Raw genomic sequence first — 22,819 nt, 5'->3', positions numbered from 1 at the left:
GGGGGTGGTGGGCGGGTCGGGCCCGCCCGCACGATTTCCGGAACTGTACGCCTTCGCCACGTCCCGGGAGAAACGATGACCGAAGCTCACGTCCGGCGGTTGCTCGAGGTCTACGACGACGAGCGGGCCAGTGCGGCGACGCTGTTGTGCGACCGGCATCCGGCGGAGGCGGTCGCGTTCACCGTGGTCGAGGCGGATCTGACCAGTGTGGACCTCACCTACGGCGAGCTGCGTGAGCAGTCCGAACGCTTCGCCGGGGCGCTGCTCGGTCTAGGTGTCGGACCGGGGGACCGGGTGGCGACGCTGATGGGCAAGTCGGCGGAGCTCGTGGTGGCGCTGCTCGCGATCTGGCGGCTGGGCGCGGTGCACGTCCCGCTGTTCACCGCGTTCGCGCCGCCCGCCATCGCGTTGCGTATCACGGGCAACGGCACGAAGGTCGTCATCGCCGACGCCGGTCAGCGCTCGAAGCTGACGCCGTCCGCCGATCTTCCCGCCGACCCGTCGCGGCGGATCGTGGTGGTCGGAGACGGCGAGGACGGCGACCTGTCGTTCCGCGAGATGCTGGCCGACGCCGCGCCGCTGCCGGGGTCCGCGGAGACCGGTGGGGACGGCGTCTTGGTGGAGCTGTTCACCTCCGGGACCACAGGTACACCCAAAGCCGTCCCGATTCCCCTCCGCGCGCTCGCGGGTTTCCAGGCGTACCAAGACTTCGCGCTCGACGTCCGCGCCGACGACGTCTTCTGGAACGCCGCAGACCCAGGCTGGGCCTACGGTCTGTACTACGCGATCATGACGCCGATGGCGACCGGCAGGCGGAGTCTGTTGCTGCACGCGGGTTTCTCGGCCGAACTGACCTGGGCGGTGCTGGAGAAGTTCGGCGTCACCAACTTCGCCGCCGCGCCGACGGTGTACCGCGCGCTCCGGAACTCGGCCGCCCCGGTGCCGGACGGCCTCCGGCTGCGGCACTGTTCGTCGGCGGGTGAACCGCTGACCCCGGATGTCCTGGAGTGGGCGTCAGCCAAGCTCGGCGTCGGCGTTTACGACCACTATGGACAGACGGAACTCGGCATGGTGGTCGGCAACGCTTGGCATCCGGACCTCCGCTCGGAGGTCAAACCCGGATCGATGGGGCGCGTCCTGCCGGGCTTCACCGTCGAGGTCCTCCGAGAAGACGCCGACGTGATCGCCGAGCCGGGAGAACGCGGACGCGTCGCCCTGGACCTCTCGGCGAGTCCGCTGGTGTGGTTCCGGGGCTACCGCGACGCCCCCGAGCGCACTGCCGCGCGGTTCAGCCCCGACGGACGTTGGTACTACACCGGCGATGTGGCCGCCAAGGACGCCTCCGGTTACCTGACCTTCGCGTCACGGGACGACGACGTCATCCTGATGGCGGGTTACCGCATCGGCCCGTTCGACGTGGAAAGCGTTCTGCAGCAACACTTCGCGGTGGCCGAATGCGCCGTGATCGGTGTCCCGGACGAACTGCGCGGCGAGGTGGTCGTGGCGTACGTGGTGGCGCGAGACGGCGTTTCCGCTGATGCCGGCCTGGTTTCCGAACTGCAGCAGTTGGTGAAGACCCGGTTCGCCGCGCACGCCTACCCGCGTGAGGTGCGCTTCGTGCCGGAGCTGCCCAAGACACCCAGCGGGAAGATCCAGCGCTTCCTCCTGCGGCAGAAGCATTCGAGCTACTGATCGATCGGCCAGGTTTCGTCTCGTAGCAACCGCTTGAGTACCTTCCCGGTCGCGTTCCGGGGCAGCTCCTCGACGAAGTACACGTCCCGCGGGACCGCGAAACGGGCCAGGCGGTGGTGGATGTAGGCGCGGACGTCGTCCGCGCTCATCCGCGCGCCGCGTTTCGGGACGATGTACGCCGCGAATCGTTGCCCGAACTCGCGATCCGGCACACCGATCACGGCGGCCTCGTGGACGCCGGGCAGGGCGACGATGGCCTCCTCCACCGGGCGCGGGGACACGTTCTCCCCACCGGACACGATCATCTCGTCCGCCCGGCCGGTGACGAAGAGCCGGCCGGCGGCGTCTTGATAACCGACGTCGCCGGTCGCCATCAGGTTCTCCGCGCGGGGCACGCTGGCGCCGTCGGTGTAGCCCTCGAACAGCATGTCGTTGCCGACGAAGATCTGTCCCTCCCAGCCCGGCGGGACCCGCTTGTGGTCGTCGTCGAGGATGGCGACGCGGGTGCCGGGCGGGCAGCGGCCGGCGGTGGTCGGCGCGGCGCGCAAGTCCTCGGGGGTGGCGATGCTGGCCCACGAAACCTCTGTGGAGCCGTAGAAGTTGTAGAGCACGTCGCCGAAGGTGTCCATGAACTCGGTGACGATCGTGCCCGGCAGCGCGGATCCGCTGCTGGCGACGATCCGCAGCGAAGACAGGTCGTAGCGGCTGCGGATCCGTTCGGGCAGGTCGAGGATGCGCTGCAACATGATGGGGACGGCGAACAGCACACCGCACCGATGTTCCGCGATGGTCCGCAGGATCTCTTCGGCGTCGAACCGGCGGATCAGCGACAGCGAAGCCCGTACGGCCATCCCGATCTGCATTCCGGCGAGCCCCCAGCTGTGGAACAGCGGCGCGGCCACGACGAAGCGGTCTCCGGAGTGGAGCGGAATCCGGTCGAGCATGGCGGCCGACGTCGACAGTCCCTTCGGCGTCGGCCGTCGTGCGCCTTTCGGGGTGCCCGTGGTGCCCGAGGTGAGGACGACGAGTCTGCCGATCCGGTCCACCGGTTTGAGTTTGGTGGCGGGCACCCCGGCGATGAACTGGTCGATCGTCGGGTAGCCGTTCTCGGTCTCCGGCCAGGTGGACAGCCGGAGGAAATCGCCGGGTATGTCGGCGATGATCCGCGAGAACTCGTCGTCGGCGAGCACCGCGACCGGTTTGTGCAGCCCGATCACGTCCGCGACCGCGCCGGCGGACAGGCCGGTGTTGAGCAGGATCGCGTCCACGCCGAGTTTGCTGCACGCGATCAGCGACTCGACCATCGTCGCGTGATTGCGGCACAGCAAGGCGATCCGGTCACGGGCGCGGACACCGCGGGCCGCCAGCGCGTTCGCGAGCTGATTGCTGCGATCGGCCGTCTGCTTGAACGTCCGGACGTTGCGTTCATCGTGCAGCGCGACTTCATCGGGGACGCGCGCGGCGTTGGCCGAGTAGCCGCCGGCGACGGTGGCGCCCCATTGCGAGAGCGAGGTGAGTTGCCGCGCGATCTTGTCGGGGCGCGCGGCCGCGAGCACCCCGGCCTTGATCAGCGTGCTCGCGGTGTGCAGCGTGGTCGCCTTGGTGTGCGCGGGTTCGTCCTGGGGTGACGCCGCCCGGCCCGAAAGGTGCAGATCGATCCGCCGGGCCGCCGCGCGGACGGTGCGTTTGAAGGACGCGGCGGACACGAGCGGGGAGTGCGGCGCCGGAAGCATCAGCTGCGCGAGGAGTTCCGTGCCACCGTCGGGGGACTGTCGCAGCTCAACCGAGACCCAGATGCCGTCGTTCTCGACGCCGCACCAAACGACGTGCTCGCCCGGCCGCCAGACCCGCGCCTCGATCTCGCCGACGACGAGTGTTCCCGGCCGCGGTTCCAGCCGGACAAGGCATTTCGGGCCGCGCCCGCGTTCGGCGGGGCGCTGGAGCTCGCACCAGCTGATCTCCGCGACGAACCTCGAGTAGGACTCGGGATCGCCGATCACTTCCCAAACCTGGCCGGGGGAATGCCCGAGAATCGAGCTCGCCTGGACCACATCGTCTCGCATGCGATTCGCCTCACCACGCGCGTTCGGGTGTTGACCGGGCCGCTGCCGGCGCCTCCTTCGTCGTTCAAGTTCGGCGAACCTACCAGCAATCGGCCGAACGCAATACTCCGAACGACCGCGGGTTCGCGTCCGCCCAAGGGAACCGTCTCGGACGAGGGTAAGTGTTCGGACGGCGCGACGCCCTCCGCCGACGGTGTTGATCGCGACGTCCGATTCTCGCCAGCCTCAGGCAGGTGAGGCGGCGAAGCTGACGAACGTGACAGTTTCCACGACGGCGGCCGAGGCCGCGCACACCCGTATCGAGCCCGGAATCCTCTACTTCGGCACCCCGGTGGTGCTCCTCTCGACGGTCGACCAGGCCGGTACCGTGAACCTGGCCCCGATGTCGTCGGCGTTCTGGCTCGGCTGGCGGGGCATGCTCGGGCTGGGCGCGAAATCCAAGACCGCGCAGAATCTCATGCGCAACCGTGAATGTGTTCTGAATCTCCCTTCCGACGCGCTGGCGGCCGCCGTCGACCGGCTGGCGCTGACCACCGGATCGGATCCGGTCCCAGCCCGCAAGTACGAGCGCGGCTACCGGCACGAACCGGACAAGTTCGCCCGCGCCGGGCTCACCCCGGTCGCTTCGGAGACGGTCCGGCCGCCGCGTGTCGCGGAATGCCCGGTGACGATGGAGGCCGTCGTCGAGGCCGTGCATCCCCTCGCCGAGGACGATCCGAAACAACGCGGTGGCGTGCTCGTGTTCGAAGTGCGCGTTCAGCGTGTCCACGTCCACGACGACGTGCGGATGCCGGGTACCGAAGACCGGATCGACCCCGACCGGTGGCGGCCGCTGATCATGAGCTTCCAGAAGCTCTACGGCCTCGGCCCGCAGGTCCATCCGTCGACGTTGGCGAAAATCCCGGAGCGGCTCTACCGCGGTCCCGACATCGAGCGGTCGCGAGTGAACGAGAACCGGTTCACCAACGGCAGCCAGCGCTGATAGGACCCGGCCAGCAGTGGCCACGCTTCGCCGGAGAGGCCACGTTCGAGCTTCGGCCGCAGTTCGTGGTCGTTCATCGAGGACACGATCTCGACGGCCTTGTCGCCGGGGTCGGTCCCCTCGATGGAGGCGAACCACCGGACGGCGTCCGGATGTCCGACGTGGACCGCGAGCAGCACCAGCACCGCGCGGAACGGTGCCTCACGGTCACCGTCGGAGAGGAACTCCGCGAGGTCTTCTCCGGCGAACCGTGCGCGCAGCAGGCGATACAGGTTCAAGAGCCGTTTCGCGGCCCGAGGGGACCGGACGAGCGGGGCCAGTGTCGGCAGGAAGTCCAGCTCCTGCGCCGAGATCACCAGCCGAGGAGGTCGTAGGTCTATTGTGGACTGTTCGGGCGACGGTCGCGGTGCTTCCGCGCGAGGACGAGAACCGGTCGCGACCGCAGAGTGGTCACCGGTGGCCTGATCCGTTTCGGCGGGTGCGGGCGCCGGGCTGGAGTCCTGGACCTCGGTGTCGGCGAGCCCGCGCACGAGCCCCGCGAACCCTGGATCGTCCATGGGGGACAACGTGAACGGCACCTGGAAGATCTTTTCGAGGTAGCTCTCGGCGAAGGTTTCCGGATCGTCGCCGAGCATCTCCTCGTAGTGCTGCTCGACGGCCTTCTTGAGCCAGCGGGAGTCGACGCCCACCACGACGACGAACACGGGCAGGGCCAGCAGGAGATGGATGGCTTCGAGGACCTGGACGACGACCTTGGGCGGGCAACGGTCGAGGTCGTCGATGTAGAGAACGGTCCGTTCGATCTTGCCGGAACCGTGCGGGACTTCGGAGAGCATCGTCGCGAACGTTTCGAGATCCTTGCGCAGCAAGGAGACCACGCCCAGATGCTCGACGTAGTCCGAGACCCGGGATTCGGCGAAGGACACGAGGTCCAGCCCTGGCGCTAGTTCGGTGACCGCCTTTTCGAGCCGGTCGGATTCCGCGTCCAGTTCGGCCAGGCGCCGCTCGGTCTCTTCGTCCTCTTCGGACGGGCCGCCGAGTTTGTCGAGCGCCTGGCGGATCCGGTCCGCGCTGGCGCGCATCCGCAGGACGACGGTCAGCGCGGAACTCACCACCGTGAGCCCGCCGAGCACTCCGGAGACCTGTGACCGGCCGACGAGCAAGGTGACCACCAGGACCGTCACCAGTCCGCCGATCAGGACCAGCAGCGGCACCGGATCCTGGCGCAGGCGTCGCCAGAATTCGGCGACGTCGGAACGCAGGCCGCCGGTCTCCTGCGCGAGGCGTTCGAGATCCTCGGCGGTCGGCTGGTCGACGCCGATCCTGGACGCGATCCATGCCTTGTCCGCCTCGGTGAGGCTGTCGAACACCGCGAGGACGTATTCGCGCGGCTTCCGTCGCCTTCGCTTCGCTTGTTTCTGCTGGGCCGTCAGGGTTCTGCGTTCGAGCCGGACCGCGCTGAGCCTGCCGAGCAGGGTCTTCTCGGTCTTGCGGCGTTCGGCGAGCAGATCGGCCTGGCGCTGAAGGTCGTTCTCGGCGCCGCTCGCGGCGAGGTTGTCGAAGATATGCGTGGCGAGGCTGGCGAGGAGGTTCGCTTCGCTGTAGTGCCAGGCGTTGAAGCTGATCTGGCGGACACTCGAACAGTAGGAGGACACGGACTTCCCGTGCGCGCCCGCCTCGGTTTCGGCCGTCCGCGCGGAATCGGCGAGCTCACGGACGCGCAGCTGCATCTGCCGCATAAAGAAGCTTTTGCCCGAACCCCAGCTGCCGAACAGGCCGATCGACAGGGGAGGGGTGATCATCCGAGAGACCACCAAGTCGGCGAGCATGCGCACGTCGGTGCCGATGCCGAGGCGGTCGACGCCGTCTTCGGTGTCGGGCCGGTAGTCGGCGACGTGGGCGGCGAACGGGTCGGGGGACACGATCGGCTTGGGCGGCTGCGTTTCGGCGGGCAGGCCGGCGAGCTGCCCGGCTCTACGGACCGGTGCGGATTCGGGGAACATCTGGTCGGCGACGAGGCGCTCGCCGCCGGAGAGACCTGCGGCGAGCCTCACGATGGTGGGGCGAAGCGGGTCGAGGGCCTCTCGCAGCTCCGGGTTCTCATACCGGTCCTCCCGGATGACCCCGAGCGCCCGGCGGGCGGTGCTGTGCCGAAGCCAGGTAGCCAGGGGGAGCGAGAGACCGGTCTTCACATCCAGCTCGCCGTCCAGCCAGACGACGGCGGCCGCCGCACCCCGCTGGAGAGCGAGGTCGGTGCTCTGCGGCTTGATGATCAGTTCGTAGTCGGGGTACGACGCCAGCAAAGCCTCGTACGCGGTCCGCCGGACCCCCGAGTTGTGCTCGTAGACGATCAGCGTGAACGGGGCGGCCGACAGCGCGGCCCGGACGTCCTGGTCGACATCCCGCGGCAGATATGGGCGCAGCTCCCCGCCGATGGGCGAGTTCTTCAGCAGGATCGCCGGATCGACGTTGCGTACCAGCACCATTCGAGGTCCCCTCCCAAGGCCGAACGGAAGGGCAGTCTAGAGGGCGGATACTCAGCTGTGGGTGAAACTCCGCATCCGTTCGGTCACCACTCGCTACGTTGGATCTCATGACGGGGGAGCGGCTCGACGGCAGGTACGCGAAGCTCTGGGCGGCGAGTACGACGTCCGCGCTGGGCAGTGGTCTCGCGACGGTGGCGGCGCCGCTGCTGATCGCTTCCCGCACGGACGAACCTCTCGTGGTCTCGGGCGGATTCGCGGTGGCGTGGTTGCCTTGGCTGCTCTTCTCGCTGCCGGGCGGGGTGCTGGCCGACAGGGTGGACCGGCGGAAGCTGATGATCACCCTGGACTGGATCCGCGTACCCGCCGTCGCGCTGCTGGCCGTCGCGATCACGGCGGGAAACGTCGGCATCGCCCTGCTGTACTCCGTCCTCTTCGTGATCAACGCGAGCGAGGTCGTGTTCCGGACGGCGAGCGGGGCGATGCTGCCCGCGATCGTCCCGAAGTCGTTGTTGGAACGGGCGAACGGGCGGCTGTACGCCGGGACGACACTGGCCCACGGCATGCTTTCCGGTCCGCTGAGCGGATTCCTGTTCGGCGTCGCGGCTAGCATCCCGTTCTACGTCAACGCCGGCACGTACGCGGTCAGCGCCCTGCTGCTCGGGCTCATCGCCGGTGCCTATCGCTCGCGGCCCGGCGACGAACCCGGCGAGCCCGTGGTGCGTCGCTCGATGCGGGCGGAGGTGGCCGAGGGATTCCGGTGGCTGGCCGGTCAGCGTCTGCTGCGGACCATGGTCGGGCTGATCGGCATGCTGAACCTGACGCTCGTCGCTGCCACGTCCGTGTTGGTGTTGCTGGCGAAGGAGCGGCTCCAGCTGGGTTCCGTCGGCTACGGCCTGCTGTTCACCTGTATGGCGGTGGGCAGGCTGTTCGGCTCGGTCACCGGAGACCGGCTGATCGCGTGGTGCACGCCGACCTGGACGTTGCGGATCGGGCTGCTGATCGAAGCCGCGACCCATCTCGTGCTGGCGACGAGCACGAACGCGCCGGTCGTCGGGGTGACCTTGTTCCTGTTCGGGGTGCACGGCGCGTTGTGGGGCATCGTCGCCAGCTCCCTGCGTCAGCGGCTCACCCCGCCGGACATGCTCGGCCGGGTCGGCAGCACCAGCCTGTTCGTCATCGCGGGCGGCAATTGCGTCGGCGCGTTGCTCGGCGGTGCGGTGGCGTCGAAATTCGGGCTGACGACGCCGTACTGGGCCGGTTTCGTGGTGGCGGTGCTCGTTTCCGCGCTCACCTGGCGGGTGTTCGACCGCGCGGTCGTCTCCGCGGCCTACGCGGAAGAACCCGCGGTCAGCCGTTGATACCGGTGAGAGCGAAGAATTCCTGCCGCGAGCGGGCGTCTTCGCGGAGCGTGCCGAGCAGGGTGGAGGTGACGGTGCTCGACCCGACGGCTTGGACGCCACGCAACGTCATGCAGGAGTGCTCCGCTTCGATCACCACGCCGACGCCGCGGGGTTCGAGCTGCTCTTCGAGCCAGTCGGCGACCTGCTTCGTCAGGCGCTCCTGAACCTGCGGACGGCAGGCGAAATGCTCGACGATCCTCGCCAGTTTGGACAGGCCGAGGATCCGGTCGCCGGGCAGGTAACCCACGTGCGCGACGCCGACGAACGGCAGCAGGTGGTGTTCGCAGACGGACCGGACCGGGATTCCCCTGGCGAGGACGAGTTCGTCGTAACTCTCGTCGTTGGGGAAGGTCGTGAGGTCGAACGGACGCGGGGTGAAGAGTTCGGCGTACGCGCGCGCCATCCGGCCCGGCGTGCCGCGGAGGCTCTCGGAGTCCAGTGAGATGCCCAGTGCGGTGAGGAGATCGGCAGCCGCGGCTTCGGCGGCCGCCAGGTCCGGCCCCGGCCCGGTTTCGTGCACGACGCGCAACGCGGGAGTGGACATTGGGCCTCCTAGGCTGGACACGGTCCCCAGTGGTTATTTAACCAAGACTTTTGGGTGTTTTGCCACCCGCGGGCTCATCGTACATGGTAGATCTCTGCTCCAGAGTGTTCCGTCGGTTGAGATAGGCGATATCGTGGTGTACGTGACAGTGCCCGATCCGGACGGCCTCGACGTCCCCGCCATCGCCGCGGTGGCGGCTCTCGACGACGACCTTCGCCGGGGTATGTACGCCTACGCGCGGCGCGCGCGGCGCCCGGTCACGCGGGACGAGGCGGCGGCCGCGGTGGGGATCTCCCGCAAGCTCGCCGCCTTCCATCTCGACAAACTCGTGGACGCCGGGCTGCTCAGATTCGGCTTCGCGGCGGGCCCGGTGGTGAAGGTGGGACGCAGGCCGAAGGTCTACGAACCCGTCGACGACACCATCCAGGTGCAGCTTCCCGCCCGGCGGCACGAGGTGCTCGCGGGGATCCTCGCCGAAGCCGTGCTCGCCGAAGGGAGCGGTGAGACGGCGAGGGAGGCCGTCCGCCGCGTCGCGGGGGAGCGGGGCTTCGCGGCGGGTGAGGAGGAACGCGCGCGGACGCGGCCCGGCAGGCTCGGCGCCGAGCGCGCGCTCACCGTGGCCGAAGGGATGCTTCGCCGCTATGGCTTCGAGCCGAGCCGGGACAGCCGGACGTGCGTCCGGTTGCGGAACTGCCCGTTCCATCCGCTGGCCGAGAAGGCCCCGGACCTGGTCTGCGGGATCAACCAGGCGTTCTTGGCCGGTTTCCTGGACGGCGTGCGCGCCGGGAACGTGGAAGCGGCCCTCGTTCCCGGCGCCGCCGAGTGCTGTGTGGAGCTACGGCAGGCCGAATAGCCCGGTCAGGAGGCGCCGGCGAGCTGCCGTGTGGCGACGTTGAGCCGGTTCCAGGTGTTGATGGCGGCGATCGAGAGGACCAGGCTGGAGAGCTGCTTCTCGTCGTAGTGACGAGCGGCCTCGTTCCAGACCGCGTCGTCGACCGGGTCGGCCCGGTCCGCGATCCGGGTGAGGGCCTCGGCCAGCGCGAGTGCCGCGCGTTCGGCGTCGGTGTAGTAGGCGGTGTCGCGCCACGCCGCCACGGTGAAGATCCGTTCGTCGGACTCGCCGGCCTTGCGCATTTCCTTGGTGTGCATGTCCAGGCAGCCGCTGCAGCCGTTGATCTGGCTCGCGCGGACGTGCATGAGGTAGTGCGTGGTCTTCGGGACGCCGGTGTCGCCGGCCGATTCCGACAACGCGATCAAGGCTTTCAGGGTGGCGGGGTTCGACAGGGCGGGATTCGGGATGCGGGTTTCCATACCGGTCTGACGGATCCCGAAGCGGGGATGTGACCTACCAGGGCACGGTTTCGCCGTAGAGATCCAAGAACTGCAGACCGGGCGCGCCCGCCTGCGCTTCGAGGACGTCGACGACGGCAGGCATGCTCTCCGCGGCGGTGAGAGGGGCGCCGGAGCCGCCGAGCGGCGTTTGGTTGTGGCCGGGGTGGATGAGGAGTTTGGTGTGCCCGTCCTCGGCGTACCGGGTGGAGTAGCTGCGCATCAACTGGTTGAGCGCGGCCTTGCTGGCCTTGTAGGCCTCGAATCCCGGCCTGGTGTTCAGCGAAATGCTGCCCTGCCTGGACGACATGACCGCGACGGTGCCACCCGGTACGACCAGATCGCGAAGGGCTTCCAGGGTGCGCAGTGGGCGCAACGCGTTGGTGATCATGACTTCGGCGAAGGTCTCGGTGGAGACCTCGGTGATCGGCAGATTCCCGCGGTCGATCGCGGCGTTGACGAAGAGCAGGTCGAGCTTGGTGCCGTCGAGCCGCTCGCGCAGGGCGGCGAGCTGCTCGTCGCTGGTCATCTCCAGTGATTCGACCCGCAGCCGCCCGTCCGAGGCGTCGGCCTTCTCCTGAAGATCTCCTCCGCTCTGGCGCGTGGTGGCGACGACCTGCCAGTCGCGCCGGGTGAGCTCCTCGGCCAGGGCCAGTCCCAGGCCGCGCGAAGCGCCGATGACGAGAGCCCGGCGCTCGGTTGTTCGAGACACGAAAACTCCTTGGTGAAGAGGTTTGTCTAGACGAGACGTTGCGTCTCGACAATAGCGCGGTAGGGTGGCCGCATGCCAGCGGTGAATTCGCAGCCCCGCAGGGCGCGCTCCGGCAACCAGCGCGACGAGGCCGCCCGCCTGGCCGTGCTCCATGCGGCGGACGACCTGCTCGTCGAGCACGGCTTCGCGCGGTTGACCATCGAGGCGATCGCGCGGCAGGCGGGGGTCGCCAAGCAGACGATCTACCGCTGGTGGCCGTCGAAGGTCGAGATCCTGCTCGACACGCTCATCGAGGACAGTGAAAAGCGCTTCGCGGTCCCGGTGGACAAGCCGGCCGATCTCCGCGGCTACTTCCGCGGCTACGCGCGGTTCGTCACCCGCGACCCGGCGGGCAAGGTCCTGCTCGCGCTCATCGCCGAGGCCCAGCACAGCCCCGAAACCGCCAAGAGCCTGCACGACCGCTATCTCGGTCCGCGCCGGGAGCTGGAGCGCGAACTCCTCGCGCGCGGGATCGAGGCGGGGGAGGTCTCGACCGCGCTGGACCTCGACGCCGCGCTCGACGCCGTCGTCGGCCCGATCGTCTACCGGGCGATGACCGGAGCGAGCGTCCCCCGTGCCCTGGTGGACGCCCTGGTCGACGGACTGCTCAAGGCTTAGGCGGCCACCGACGCGCGATCGCGGAGCGAGACCTCTAGCTTGAAGCCCTCCGGCTTGAGGGTCAGCAATTCCTGCACCTTCAGCCGGTAGGACGGGTCGCTCCGCAGGTCGTACCGGCTAAGCAGCATACCGAGCACCAGCGTCGCCTCGTGCAGGGCGAACTGCCGGCCGATGCAGGCGCGCTCGCCGGTGCCGAAGGGCTTGTAGACATGCGCCGGCCGGGCGCGGTTGCGTTCGGGGGAGAAGCGATCCGGGTCGAACGACTCGGGATTGTCTCCCCAGACGGGATCGCGGTGCAGCGCCGGGATGAGGACCAGCGCCCACTGCCCCTTCCGCATCGGGTACTCGCCGCCGACGACGGTGTCCACCTGGGCTTGGCGTGCGAACGCGGGCGCCGTCGGCCAGAGCCGGAGCGCTTCGTCGAGCACTCGCCGGACGTAGCGGAGTTTGGCGACCTCTTCGTAGGACGGATCCGGGTTCTCGCCCCAGACCTTGTCCACTTCGGACCGCGCACGGGCCAGGACGTCCGGGTTGCGGGCGAGGTAGTACAGGGCGAACGACAGCGCGCCCGACGTGGTTTCGTGGCCTGCCACCAGGAAGGTGATGATCTGGTGCCGGATGTTGTCCTCGTCCAGTGCCGCGCCGGTGCTCGGTTGCGTGGTGTTCAGCATGAGCCCGAGCAGGTCTTCGGTGCTCGGATCGTTCCGGCGTGCCTCGATCACGTCGGCGACGACGGAGTGCAGGAACGCGAGGTCGGCTTCGTTGCGCTGGTTCGCTTTCCGGCTCAGGAGCGGGCCGATGACCGGCGGCTGGATGGCCGTCCGCTGCGCGTGCCGCAGCGTGCGGACCATCGCGGCGACGAACGGATGCGGTTCGGCGCGTTCGAACGACGAGAAGCTGTAGCCGAAACCCGTCCGGCCGATGGTCTCCAGCGTCAGCTTGGTCATGTCGTCCGCGACGTCGACTTCGCCGCCCCTGTCCCACGTGTCCAGCAGTTCGCGGGTGATCGCCAGCATCGTGGGGTGGTAGCGCTGCATGGCGTTGCGGCTGAACGCGGGCGCGAGGATCTCGTGCGCACGCCGCCAGTTCGGCTCCTCGTTGTGCGCGGTGAACAGCCCGTCGCCGCCGAGCGGACGGAGGTTCGAGATCGCGGGTGTGACGTGCTTCGCGAACCGCTTCTCGTCGGAAAGGTCGGCGACCATCTCAGCGCCGTGCACGAACACGATGCTCCGGCCGAACACCTTGCGCTCGAAGACCGGGCCCAGCTCGGCCGCGTGCCGCATCGAGTCCTGCACCGGCGTCTTCGGCGAGACGCCGAGCACGTCGCCGATCAGCGGGATCCGTCGCGGGGGATGGGGGAGAGCGGTGGCCATCGAGCCCCTCCAGGGTGAGCGCTGTTGAACCGGCATCCAATAGCGAGCGTGGCCTGTTACTGAACCCGTGTCAAGTAAGTACGATGCCCGGATGGCGCCGAGTACTTCCGGGAAGCCCCGCAGCAGGCTGTCCACCGCCGAGCGGCGGGAACAGCTGCTGCGGATCGGTGCCCGCCTGTTCGCGGAGCGGCCGTACGACGACGTGTGGATCGAGCAGGTCGCGGACATCGCCGAGGTGTCCCGAGGGCTGCTGTACCACTACTTCCCGACCAAACGGGACTTCGTCACCGAGGTCATCAGGGCACAGGGCGAGCGGCTGCTCGAGATGACCAAGTCCGATCCCACACTGCCGGTCGAGGAGCAGCTGACGGCCGGCCTCGACGCGTACCTCCGTTATGTCGAAGCCAACGAGGACGGGTACCGGGCACTGCATTCGGGCACGTCCATCGCCGTCGACGGCGTCCGCGAGGTCCTGGACAACAACTTCGCCGAACAGGGCCGCCGCATCCTCGAAGTGCTGTGCCCGGAGAGCGAGCCGCCGGAGGCCCTGCGTGTGCTCGTGCGCGGCTGGCTGGCCTTCGTCGTGGCGGTCTGCCTCGACTGGCTCAAGTACCGGAGGCTGAGCCGGGACGAGGTCCGGGATCTGTGCGCGAAGGCGTTGCTCGACCTCGTCGACCTGCCAACATGACCTCGGCGCGTTCCTCGATCAGCCTCATCCGCGCGAGCCGCTCGCCGTCGTCGTTGTGCGCCGCGGATTTGGTGACCTGTCCGGGCCACTTCCGGTAGAACATGCCGCACGTGGCGATGAAGTAGCCGTCCGAGCAGGCGTTGGCGGCGAGGATCAGCCCGGTGTCCTCCGATGCGGGCAGCGCCATCCAGCCGCCCAGGTCCAGCAGCAGTTCGCGGCGGATGCACAAGGTCCCGGCCACCACCGAAGACACGTAGCCGTTGCGCTGCCAGTGCCGCAGGATCGCGCCGCGCTCGATCGGCCCCTCGTCGGGGTCGCTGTCGAAGCCGGCCGTGGTCCCGTCCGGGAAGAGGTCGAGGACCCGGCAAGTGGTCCAGCCGATCGCGGGATCCGCGAGCGCGGCGATGTCCCGCGAGAGCGCGCCGGGGGTGAGGAGGTCGTCCGCGTCGAGGGCTTTGATCAGCTCCCCGGAGGCGCGGGAGAGGGCCATCATCCGCGCGACCCCGGGACCACCTCGGCGGCCCGAGCCGGGCAGCACTCGCGCGTCCGCAGGGAGGGCGCCGTCGAGCAGGCCGGTCTCGCCGTCCTCCTGTACCAGCCATTCCCAGCTCCAGCCGGGCGGGAGTTCCTGCGCGACGAGGGATTCGTACGCCTCGGTCAAGAACGGCAGACTCGGCGGGTGGACCGGCGTGATCACGCTGATGGTCGGCATGATCAGCCCGGGCGCCGAGCGGTGATCAGGAGATGCTCCTCCGGCGGGGTCCCCGGCTCGTCCGCGGTGAAGATCTCCGAGTGGGTGCCGGTGACCTCCAGCCCGGCCGCCTCGACCCGCCGGACGAGGTCGTCCGGCGCGAAACTGGTCTCGAGAAAGGTGCGGCCGAAGAATTCCGCCGGCACGTCTTCGGCGTCCCGCGGCACGGTGACCAGCGCGAAAAGGCCACCCGGCACCAGCCAGCGCGCGATGTCGGCGAGCACGGCTTCGGTGTCCTTGCGTGGCATCTGGAGGAACGGGAAGAAAGCGCAGACCGCTTCCCAGGTCTCGGGCGGCGAGGCCCATTCGCGCACGTCGGCGTGGACGAAGGTGGCGGCCGGAACCTGCTCGCGCGCGATGTCGATCATCACCGACGACACGTCGAGCCCGGTCACCCGGTGGCCCGCGGCGGACAGCTCCTCGGCGACCGGCTTGCCGGTACCGCTGCCGATGTCGAGCACCCTCGACGACGGCGGCAGGGTGTCCAGCAGATGCCGCACCGCCTTGTCGACCGCCGGAGCCCGCCCGAAGACGTCTTCGTAGTCGGACCCGATGGCGTCGAACAGCTCCGCCGCGGTGACGGGTCGGTCCATTGCGCAACTCCCCGGATCGAGTGGATCTCCCTCGGGCGAATCTACCGTTCCGCCGTCTCGCGTTCTCGACGGAAGTGGCTGTTTAGACTGGGGCGGACGGAGTTCCTGGGGTTTGGGGTACAGATGAGCGTGTCGAGTGACGAGTTCCACCGGATGCTGAAGACGCTCGCCGACGTCGAGCGCTCCGACGCGAAGGAGTGGGAGTCGTTCAGCGTGCGCGGGAAGCGGTTCGGCTACTACTGGCCGCGGACCCAGACCGTCGGACTGAAGCAGACCCTCTCGGAACAGGAAGCCCTCGTGGCCGAGCGACCCGACGTCTTCGAGGTGCAGTTCACCGCCGGGGGATTCGGCTGGGTGGTGGTCTACCTCGACGGGATCGAAGCCGACGAGCTCACCGAATTGGTCTACGAGGCGTGGCGGCTTTCCGCGCCCGAGGAACTCGTCGCCCAGGTTCCGCCGCCGTGCTGAGCGTTAGCGCATTCGTGTGTTGACGCGCGTCACTCTTTTCTTGGGGAACGTTTTCGGGGGACGTGGCGTTGTAGAGGGTGTCGGTACGGATGGTGCCCCCGGGCCTCACCCTTCGCCTTCATGGAATACCGGTTCGGCCGGAGCCATGTCGTGCCTTTCGCCGAGAGGCGGCCCACCGTATCGGCCTTTGCTCCCGCTTCCGCTCGCAGGTAACCCCCAGGCCTTCGCTGAGCGGGAGCGGGTCTTTTTATTCCGTCCGTCGACGTGGGTCACTCTTTTTCGTGTAGACGCGGGTCACATCGATTCGGGCTCGCCGCCGGGGAACATTTCCGGTGGTGATGCGTTGTAGAGAGTGTCGGTACGGATGGTGCCCCCGGGCCTCACCCTTCGCCTTCGCGGAATACCGGTTCGGCCGGAGCCGCGTCGAGCCACTCGCCGAGAGGCGGCCCCCGTACCGGCCACAAACTCCCGCTTCCTGCTCGCAGGAACCCCCAGCCTTCGCTGAGCGGAAGCGGGACCTTTTCTTTCGCATTTAGCCGACTAAATGCGAAAGAGGCGCCCCGAAGCACCGGATCAGGACTCCACCAGAGCTCCATCGGCCAACCGAACCCGCCGATCCACCTTGATCTCCTTCAGGAACCGCTCATCGTGGCTCACCACCACGAAAGCCCCCTGATAAGCACCCAGCGCACTCTCCAGCTGCCCGACGCTGACCAGGTCCAGATTGTTCGTCGGCTCGTCCAGTAGAAGCAGTTGCGGCGCGGGCTCGGCGAACAGGACGCATGCCAGGGTCGCTCGAAGGCGCTCGCCGCCGGAGAGAACTCCGACGGGAAGCTGGCTTCGCGCGCCTCGGAACAGAAAGCGGGCGAGGAGGGTCATTCGCTGCGACTCGGGGAGGCTCGGGGCGAACGTCGCGAAGTTCTCGGCGATGGTTCGGTCGAGGTCCAGGAGATCGAGCCGTTGCGACAGGTACGCGATCCGGCCCTCCGCCCGCTTCAGCACGCCGCTGTCCGGCGTGAGGTCGCCGTTGAGCACCCGCAGGAGCGTCGACTTCCCCGTGCCGTTCCCGCCGGTCAGCGCGATCCGTTCGGGGCCGCGGATCGTCAGGTCGACGCCGTCGCCCGCGAAGACGTTCCGGTCGCCGTAGCGGACCTGGATGTGCTCGCCGTGGAACATCGTGCGTCCGGCGGGGACGTTGGTGCCCGGCAGGATCAGGGCGATCTTCTGATCGTCGCGAAGTGAGCGTTCGGCCTCGTCGAGGCGGTTCTTCGCGTCGCTGACGCGGGCCGCGTGCGTCTCGTTCGCCTTGCCGGCCGACTCCTGGGCGTTGCGTTTCATGGTGCCGGCGAAGATCTTCGGCAGACCGGCGTTGCCGAGGTTGCGGGCCGCGTTGCCCGCACGCCGCGCCGCCCGTTCGCGCGCCTGCTGCATCTCCCGCTTCTCGCGTTTGACCTCTTGCTCGGCGCTGCGGACGTTGCGTTCGGCGACCTCCTGTTCGGCCTTGACCGCCGCTTCGTACTGGGTGAAATTCCCGCCGTGGTACCGGAGATCGCCGCGGTCGAGTTCGGCGATCCGGTCCATCCGATCGAGTAGTTCGCGGTCGTGACTCACCAGCAGCAGGCAGCCGGACCAGTCCTCGAGGACGCCGTAGAGCTTGCGGCGCGCGTCGAGGTCGAGGTTGTTGGTCGGTTCGTCCAGCAGCAGGATGTCCGGCCGTTTCAGCAACTGCGCGGCGAGGCCGAGGGAGATGATCTGCCCGCCGCTCAACGTCCGCAGGCTCCGGTCCAGCGAGATGCCGTCGAGGCCGAGCCGGTCGAGCTGCGCGCGGGTGCGCTCCTCGATGTCCCAGTCGTTCCCGATGGTGGTGAAGTGCTCGTCGCTCGCATCACCGGACTCGATGGCGCTCAGCGCCGCGAGCTGCGGGGCGATGCCCAGTACCTCGGCCACGTTGAGGTCGGCGGTGAGCGGCAGCGACTGCGGCAGGTAGCCGAGGACACCCTGCGCGGAGACGGACCCGGACACCGGCCGCAGTTCGCCGGCGATCAGTTTCAGCAGCGTGCTCTTGCCCGCCCCGTTCGGCGCGACCAGGCCGGTGCGGCCTCCGGGCACGGTGAAGGAAAGGTCGTCGAAGACCGGGGTGTCGTCTGGCCAGGCGAACGACAGGGCGGACACGACGACGAAGGCGTCTGACATGGAAATGACCTCGTGAAAGACAGCGGGCGCCGCAAGGCGGCACCGCGATGGACGTGGCTGTGAAGGGACGACAAAGTGGCCACGTCGGCGTCAACGCCGGTGGCCTGCCAACTCCGGCTCACCCGGAGATGTCGTCTTCACCTGCCACGTCTGGTCTCCCTGTTTCTCGATCAGGTCCGCTCCACGATAACAAGACCCGCCGGGACGCGGCCACCGCAATCCCGGCGGGGTGACGGCGACGCCGTCAGCTCAGTCCGTTCCGGCTGATCGTTCGGGCGTACCAGAGCGCACTCCGCTTCGGTGTCCGCCGCTGGGTCGCGTAGTCGACGTGCACCAGGCCGAACCGTTTGGCGTATCCCTCGGCCCACTCGAAGTTGTCGAGCAGCGACCAGTAGAAGTAGCCGCGCAGGTCGACGCCCGCCTCGATCGCCTCGTACGCGGCGCGCAGATGCGAGTCGAGGAAGGCGATCCTGTCGGTGTCCGCGATGTCCCCGCCGATCAGCGCGTCGGGATACGATGCGCCGTTTTCGGTGATGTACAACGGGATCGGCCGATAGTCGCGGTGCACCTGAAGCAGGCATTCGGTGAGCCGCGACGGCTGGACCTCCCAGCCCGAGTCGGTGCGTGGCGCCGTCTCGTCGGGGACGAAATGGACGTCGGGGGAGCCGAGCCAGTCGGCGCCCGCCGGTTCGCTGCCGGGCAGGGGAGTGCCCGCGACCTGGTAGCCGCGGTAGTAGTTGATGCCCAGCCAATCGATCGGCGCGGCGATGGTCGCGAGATCACCGTCCCGCACGAGCTCCTCGATGCCGAGCGGCGCCAGGTCGGCCCGCAGATCCGCCGGATAGGAGCCACGAAGCACCGGATCCAGGAACAGCCGGTTCTGCAGGCCGTCGATCCGGCGCGCGGCCTCGACGTCCACAGTGGACGAAGGGTCGGCCGCCGACACCGGATACAGGTTCAGTGTCACGCCCGACGACGCGGCGGGCGCGTGCCGCCGCAGGACGTCCATCGCGAGCCCGTGCCCCAGCAGCAGATGGTGCGCGGCCGCGACGGCGGCGCGGGGCTCCTGCCTGCCGGGCGCGTGGATCCCGCGCGCGTAGCCCAGCATCGCGGCGCACCACGGCTCGTTCAGCGTGGACCAGCGCGGCACACGGTCGCCCAGATGCGCGACGACCGTTTCGGCGTATTCGGCGAACCGGAAGGCGGTCTCGCGTGCCGCCCAGCCGCCCTGGTCCTCCAAGGACTGGGGGAGATCCCAGTGATACAGCGTCGCCCAGGGCTCCACTCCGGCTTCGAGCAGCTTGTCGACGAGCCGGTCGTAGAACGCGAGCCCCCGGGGATTCGGCGCGCCGCCGTCGGGCCGGATCCGCGGCCACGACAGGGAAAACCGGTACGCGCCGAGCCCGAGCCGCCGCATCAGGTCGACGTCCTCGGCGTAGCGCCGGTAATGATCGGCGCCCGGTTCACCGGTGTCTCCGCCGACGACGGCGCCGGGACGGCGGGCGAAGACGTCCCAGATCGAGTCCGTCCGGCCGTCGGCGGTCGTCGCCCCTTCGACCTGGAAGGCCGCGGTGGCGGCGCCCCACACGAATCCGGGCGGGAACAGCAGTGCGGTCTTCGCCCGGACACTGTCGGGATGAGCGGACATGGTCACCCTTTCACGGCACCTTGCATGATCCCGGCCACGATCTGGCGGCCGAGGAGGAGGAAGACGATGAGGATCGGAATGGTGGCCAGGGTGGTTCCGGCCAGCACCAGCGAATAGTCGACGTAGTAGCCGCTCTGCAGCTTCTCCAGTGCCAGCTGGACGGTGGGGTTTCCGGCGTCCAGCACCACGAGCGGCCACAGGAAGTCGTTCCACGACGTCATGAACGTGAACATCGCCAGGATCGCCGCCGCCGGGCGGACCGCGGGCAGGCAGACGTTCCAGAAGATCCGGATCATGCTGCAGCCGTCGACCCGCGCCGCCTCGATCAGTTCGTACGGCACCGCGTCCAGCGTGTACTGCCGCATCCAGAAGACCCCGAACGCGGTCACCAGGTTCGGCACGATCACCGACTGCAACCCGCCCGCCCAGCCGAACTCCGACATGGCCATGAACAGCGGGATGATGCCGAGCTGGGTCGGCACGGCGAGGGTGATGACGATGAACACGAACAGCCCGTTCCGGCCGCGGAACCGCAGTTTGGCGAACGCGAACCCGGCGAGCGCCGAGAACAGCACCGTGGTGAGGGTGACCGTGCCGGACACGATCAGGCTGTTCCCGAGTGCCTTCCAGAACGGCACCGTGTCGAAGACCCTCGCCGCGTTGGCGAAGAAGTTCCCGCCCGGCAGGAAGGGCGGCACCCGTTCGGTGAGCATCCCGCTGTCCCGGCTGGCCACCAGGAACGACCAGTAGAACGGGAAAAGCGAGCCCAGCACGAAGATCGTGAGTACGACATAGGTCGTCCGGCGCGGTTTGCCCAGCGCCGAGACGCCACGCTTGAGTCCATTGTGGATCGTGGTCATTTCTTCTTCACCGCCGTGAGCCTGCCGGTGAGGAAGAAGTTCACCAGCGCGATCAGCACGATGATCACGAACAGCACCCACGCGATCGCCGAGGCATAGCCGAGTTCGTAGTTCTCGAAGGCCGTTTGGTAGAGGTACAACGTCACGGTCTGGAACTGGTTGGACGAGCCGCCGTTGTTCGAGCCCGGCATGGCGTCGAACAGCTTGGGTTCGGTGAAGATCTGCAGGCCGCCGATCGTCGAAGTGATCGTGACGAAGATCAGCGTCGGCTTCAGCAAGGGCAGCGTGATGCTGAAGAACCGGCGTGCGGTCCCCGCACCGTCGATGAGGGCGGCCTCGTGCAGTTCCTTCGGGACGGCCTGCATCGCCGCCAGGACGATGAGCGCGTTGTACCCGGTCCAGCGCCAGTTCACCATGATCGCGATCGCGACATGGCTGCTGAACCGGCCGGCCTGCCAGTCGACCGGGTCCAGCCCGATCGTCTGCAGCAGACCGTTGACCAGCCCGTACTTCGGCCCGAACAGGTTCGCGAAGATGATGCCGAGTGCCACCAGGCTGGCGGCGTACGGGAGCAGGACGCCGACGCGCCAGCCGGTCGCCCCGCGGATCCTGGCGCTGAGCAGCGCCGCCAGGAGCACCGCGATGATCAGCTGCGGAACGCTGGAGAGCAGGAAGATGCTGACGGTGTTCTCGAGCGCGTTCCAGAACTGCGTGTCGGCGAAGAGTTCCTTGAAGTTGTCCAGCCCGATGAAGGTGGGATCGTCATCGCCCGCTTCCCAGCTGAACAGGGACACGTACGCCGTGTAGAGCAGCGGGAACAGCCCGACGATCCCGAACACCACGAAGAACGGGGCGATGTAGAGGTACGGCGAGACCTTGACGTCCCACCGGCTCAGCCGATGGCGGAGGGTGGGCCGGGGCTGCGTGCGCGCCCCGGCCTTCGTCTCGTCCGGCGCGATCTTGTCGACGACGGTCATCGGTCAGCGCGTGATCTTCTTCGCGGCGTCGAGCAGTTGCGTCCAGCCCTCGGCCGCGGACTTGCCCTGTTCGACGGCCTGCAGCGCCGGGCTCGACGCGTTCTCCTGGATCTGGCCGTCGCCGGGGCCCTTGTACTGCGGCTTCGCGACCTTCTTGGCCTGCTCGGCGAACAGCTGCCCGATCTTGGCGCCACCGAAGTAGGCGTCGGTCTCGCTCACCAGTGCCGGGTCCTCCAAAGCCTTGACCTGGCTGGGGAAGGTGCCCTTCGCCTTGAACGCCTTGATCTGCTGCTCGGGCGCGGTCAGCCAGGCGGCGAGTTCGGCTGCCTCCTTCGGGTGCTTCGACTGCGTGGGCACGGTGAGGTACGAACCGCCCCAGTTCCCGCCGCCACCGGGGAAGGCCGCGGTGACCGCCCACTTGCCGGCGTTCTCCGGGCCGGAGTGCTCCTCGATCACGCCGAGCATCCAGGCAGGGCAGACCTTCGTGGCGAAGGCGCCCTGCTTGAATCCGGAGTTCCACTCGTTGCTGAACGCGGTCAGTTTCGCCGACTGTCCTTTCGCGACGGCGCCGGTGACCTTGGCCCAGGCGTCCTTGATGCCCTGATTGGATTCGACCGCGAGCTTGTCGTCACTGCCGATGTAGCCGGTCGGGAGCTGGTTGACCATCGCGTTGAAGTTCTGCGCGGCGGAGTCGAACCACGCCTTCCCGCCGGACTTGGCGACGTACTGCTCGCCCGCCGCGAAGTAGCTGTCCCAGGTCGCGAACAGCGGTTTGACCGCTTCGGGGTCGGACGGCATCCCCGCCGCTTCGAGCATGTCCTTGCGGTAGCACATGGCCAGCGGGCCGATATCCGTCCCGTAGCCGATGACCTTGCCGTCCTTGGTCTTCGCCGCGTCGTACTTCCAGCCGAGCCAGCGGTCGGGTGACGCCTCCGCCGGGCCGATCTTGGTCAGGTCGTTGAACTTCGAGCCCTTGTCGAGGACGTTCGACAGATGCCCTTCCTCGACGGCGGTGACGTCGGCGAGGCCGGACCCGGCGGCCAGTTTCGTGATCAGGTCCTGGTGGTACGGCCCGCCCTGGCCGGTCTTGCGGTGGGTGATCTTGATGTTCGGGTGCAGCCGCTCGTACTCGGGGATGAGCTCCTCGTAGCCGAACTCGGTGAACGTCGCCAGTGACAGCTCGACCTTCGCGTTCGGGTCGGACGCGGCGGGCGCCCCGCCGTCGTCACCGCCGCACGCCGCCAGTCCGAACGTCGTCATCGTGATACCCAGTGCCAGCACCAGGCCGTTCCGGATGCTTCTCACGTCAATGCCCCTTGCAGGTGGGTGGGAAGAAAATGGGAGCGCTCCCAGGATGCGCCGAGTCTGTCGCCAAGGTTTGGCCGTGTCAATAGCTTGTAATG

General features: G+C 68.3%; 20 protein-coding genes. 7 read left to right on the top strand and 13 right to left on the bottom strand.

Features of this window, described 5'->3' with window-relative positions:
• Positions 1–75: 75 nt before the first annotated feature.
• A complete protein-coding gene (locus ED92_RS16170; RefSeq protein WP_037338755.1) occupies positions 76–1,692 on the top strand; it encodes an AMP-binding protein in 1,617 nt (538 codons plus the stop codon).
• Here ED92_RS16170 and ED92_RS16165 read toward each other — a convergent pair.
• A complete protein-coding gene (locus tag ED92_RS16165) occupies positions 1,686–3,755 on the bottom strand; it encodes an AMP-binding protein (protein ID WP_037338752.1) in 2,070 nt (689 codons plus the stop codon). The genes ED92_RS16170 and ED92_RS16165 overlap by 7 nt on opposite strands.
• A gap of 256 nt (positions 3,756–4,011) precedes the next feature.
• Here ED92_RS16165 and ED92_RS16160 point away from each other — a divergent pair, with 256 nt between their 5' ends.
• A complete protein-coding gene (locus ED92_RS16160) occupies positions 4,012–4,737 on the top strand; it encodes a flavin reductase family protein (RefSeq protein WP_037340128.1) in 726 nt (241 codons plus the stop codon).
• Here ED92_RS16160 and ED92_RS16155 read toward each other — a convergent pair.
• Positions 4,668–7,223: a P-loop NTPase fold protein gene (locus tag ED92_RS16155; protein ID WP_037338749.1), complete on the bottom strand. Its 2,556-nt coding sequence runs from the start codon at positions 7,221–7,223 to the stop codon at positions 4,668–4,670. The genes ED92_RS16160 and ED92_RS16155 overlap by 70 nt on opposite strands.
• A 107-nt stretch (positions 7,224–7,330) precedes the next feature.
• Here ED92_RS16155 and ED92_RS16150 point away from each other — a divergent pair, with 107 nt between their 5' ends.
• The gene (locus ED92_RS16150; RefSeq protein WP_037338746.1) at positions 7,331–8,581 is read left to right on the top strand and encodes an MFS transporter; all 1,251 of its coding nucleotides are present in this window, start codon (positions 7,331–7,333) and stop codon (positions 8,579–8,581) included.
• Here the strand turns inward: ED92_RS16150 and folE are convergent.
• A complete protein-coding gene (gene folE / locus ED92_RS16145) occupies positions 8,571–9,167 on the bottom strand; it encodes a GTP cyclohydrolase I FolE (protein ID WP_037338743.1) in 597 nt (198 codons plus the stop codon). The genes ED92_RS16150 and folE overlap by 11 nt on opposite strands.
• A gap of 136 nt (positions 9,168–9,303) precedes the next feature.
• Here folE and ED92_RS16140 point away from each other — a divergent pair, with 136 nt between their 5' ends.
• Positions 9,304–10,020: a metalloregulator ArsR/SmtB family transcription factor gene (locus ED92_RS16140; RefSeq protein ID WP_081975806.1), complete on the top strand. Its 717-nt coding sequence runs from the start codon at positions 9,304–9,306 to the stop codon at positions 10,018–10,020.
• A 5-nt stretch (positions 10,021–10,025) separates the two neighbouring features.
• Here the strand turns inward: ED92_RS16140 and ED92_RS16135 are convergent, their stop codons facing one another.
• Positions 10,026–10,478, bottom strand: a complete 453-nt coding sequence (locus ED92_RS16135; protein WP_037338741.1) for a carboxymuconolactone decarboxylase family protein — start codon at positions 10,476–10,478, stop codon at positions 10,026–10,028.
• Positions 10,479–10,512: 34 nt separating this feature from the next.
• Complete coding sequence (locus ED92_RS16130) at positions 10,513–11,208, bottom strand: SDR family NAD(P)-dependent oxidoreductase (protein WP_037338738.1); 696 nt, start codon at positions 11,206–11,208, stop codon at positions 10,513–10,515.
• 72 nt (positions 11,209–11,280) lie between these two features.
• Here ED92_RS16130 and ED92_RS16125 point away from each other — a divergent pair, with 72 nt between their 5' ends.
• The gene (locus ED92_RS16125) at positions 11,281–11,865 is read left to right on the top strand and encodes a TetR/AcrR family transcriptional regulator (RefSeq protein WP_037338736.1); all 585 of its coding nucleotides are present in this window, start codon (positions 11,281–11,283) and stop codon (positions 11,863–11,865) included.
• Here the strand turns inward: ED92_RS16125 and ED92_RS16120 are convergent.
• Complete coding sequence (locus ED92_RS16120) at positions 11,862–13,238, bottom strand: cytochrome P450 (RefSeq protein WP_037338734.1); 1,377 nt, start codon at positions 13,236–13,238, stop codon at positions 11,862–11,864. The genes ED92_RS16125 and ED92_RS16120 overlap by 4 nt on opposite strands.
• Before the next feature lie 91 nt (positions 13,239–13,329).
• On the opposite strand from ED92_RS16120, the gene ED92_RS16115 reads away from it, so the two are divergent.
• Positions 13,330–13,926 (top strand): TetR/AcrR family transcriptional regulator, encoded by a 597-nt coding sequence (locus tag ED92_RS16115; protein ID WP_037338730.1) that lies wholly within the window; start codon positions 13,330–13,332, stop codon positions 13,924–13,926.
• On the opposite strand, the gene ED92_RS16110 is transcribed toward ED92_RS16115, so the two are convergent.
• Together ED92_RS16110 and ED92_RS16105 are read right to left on the bottom strand one after the other, a co-directional pair.
• The gene (locus tag ED92_RS16110; protein WP_037338728.1) at positions 13,844–14,638 is read right to left on the bottom strand and encodes a glycosyltransferase; all 795 of its coding nucleotides are present in this window, start codon (positions 14,636–14,638) and stop codon (positions 13,844–13,846) included. The two genes, ED92_RS16115 and ED92_RS16110, sit on opposite strands and share 83 nt — an antisense overlap.
• A gap of 2 nt (positions 14,639–14,640) precedes the next feature.
• A complete protein-coding gene (locus ED92_RS16105; RefSeq protein ID WP_037338725.1) occupies positions 14,641–15,270 on the bottom strand; it encodes a class I SAM-dependent methyltransferase in 630 nt (209 codons plus the stop codon).
• Between the two features lie 123 nt (positions 15,271–15,393).
• Between ED92_RS16105 and ED92_RS16100 the strand changes: the two genes are divergently transcribed.
• Positions 15,394–15,738, top strand: a complete 345-nt coding sequence (locus ED92_RS16100) for an MmcQ/YjbR family DNA-binding protein (RefSeq protein WP_037338722.1) — start codon at positions 15,394–15,396, stop codon at positions 15,736–15,738.
• 573 nt (positions 15,739–16,311) lie between these two features.
• On the opposite strand, the gene abc-f is transcribed toward ED92_RS16100, so the two are convergent.
• From abc-f to ED92_RS16075, 5 genes are all read right to left on the bottom strand, one after another.
• Complete coding sequence (gene abc-f, locus ED92_RS16095; protein WP_037338718.1) at positions 16,312–17,931, bottom strand: ribosomal protection-like ABC-F family protein; 1,620 nt, start codon at positions 17,929–17,931, stop codon at positions 16,312–16,314.
• A 244-nt stretch (positions 17,932–18,175) separates the two neighbouring features.
• Positions 18,176–19,585: a GH1 family beta-glucosidase gene (locus ED92_RS16090; protein ID WP_037338715.1), complete on the bottom strand. Its 1,410-nt coding sequence runs from the start codon at positions 19,583–19,585 to the stop codon at positions 18,176–18,178.
• Positions 19,582–20,439 (bottom strand): carbohydrate ABC transporter permease, encoded by an 858-nt coding sequence (locus ED92_RS16085; RefSeq protein WP_037338712.1) that lies wholly within the window; start codon positions 20,437–20,439, stop codon positions 19,582–19,584. Before ED92_RS16085 ends, ED92_RS16090 begins: the two co-directional genes overlap by 4 nt.
• Positions 20,436–21,416 (bottom strand): carbohydrate ABC transporter permease, encoded by a 981-nt coding sequence (locus ED92_RS16080; RefSeq protein ID WP_037338709.1) that lies wholly within the window; start codon positions 21,414–21,416, stop codon positions 20,436–20,438. Before ED92_RS16080 ends, ED92_RS16085 begins: the two co-directional genes overlap by 4 nt.
• Positions 21,417–21,419: 3 nt before the next feature.
• Positions 21,420–22,721: an ABC transporter substrate-binding protein gene (locus ED92_RS16075; RefSeq protein ID WP_037338706.1), complete on the bottom strand. Its 1,302-nt coding sequence runs from the start codon at positions 22,719–22,721 to the stop codon at positions 21,420–21,422.
• Positions 22,722–22,819 lie beyond the last annotated feature (98 nt).

The sequence above is a fragment of the Amycolatopsis sp. MJM2582 genome, from assembly GCF_000754115.1.
GTDB classification, from domain to species: domain Bacteria; phylum Actinomycetota; class Actinomycetes; order Mycobacteriales; family Pseudonocardiaceae; genus Amycolatopsis; species Amycolatopsis japonica.
Note: the sequence above shows the minus strand (reverse complement) of the source record. Positions and strands in the feature narration are given on the sequence as shown.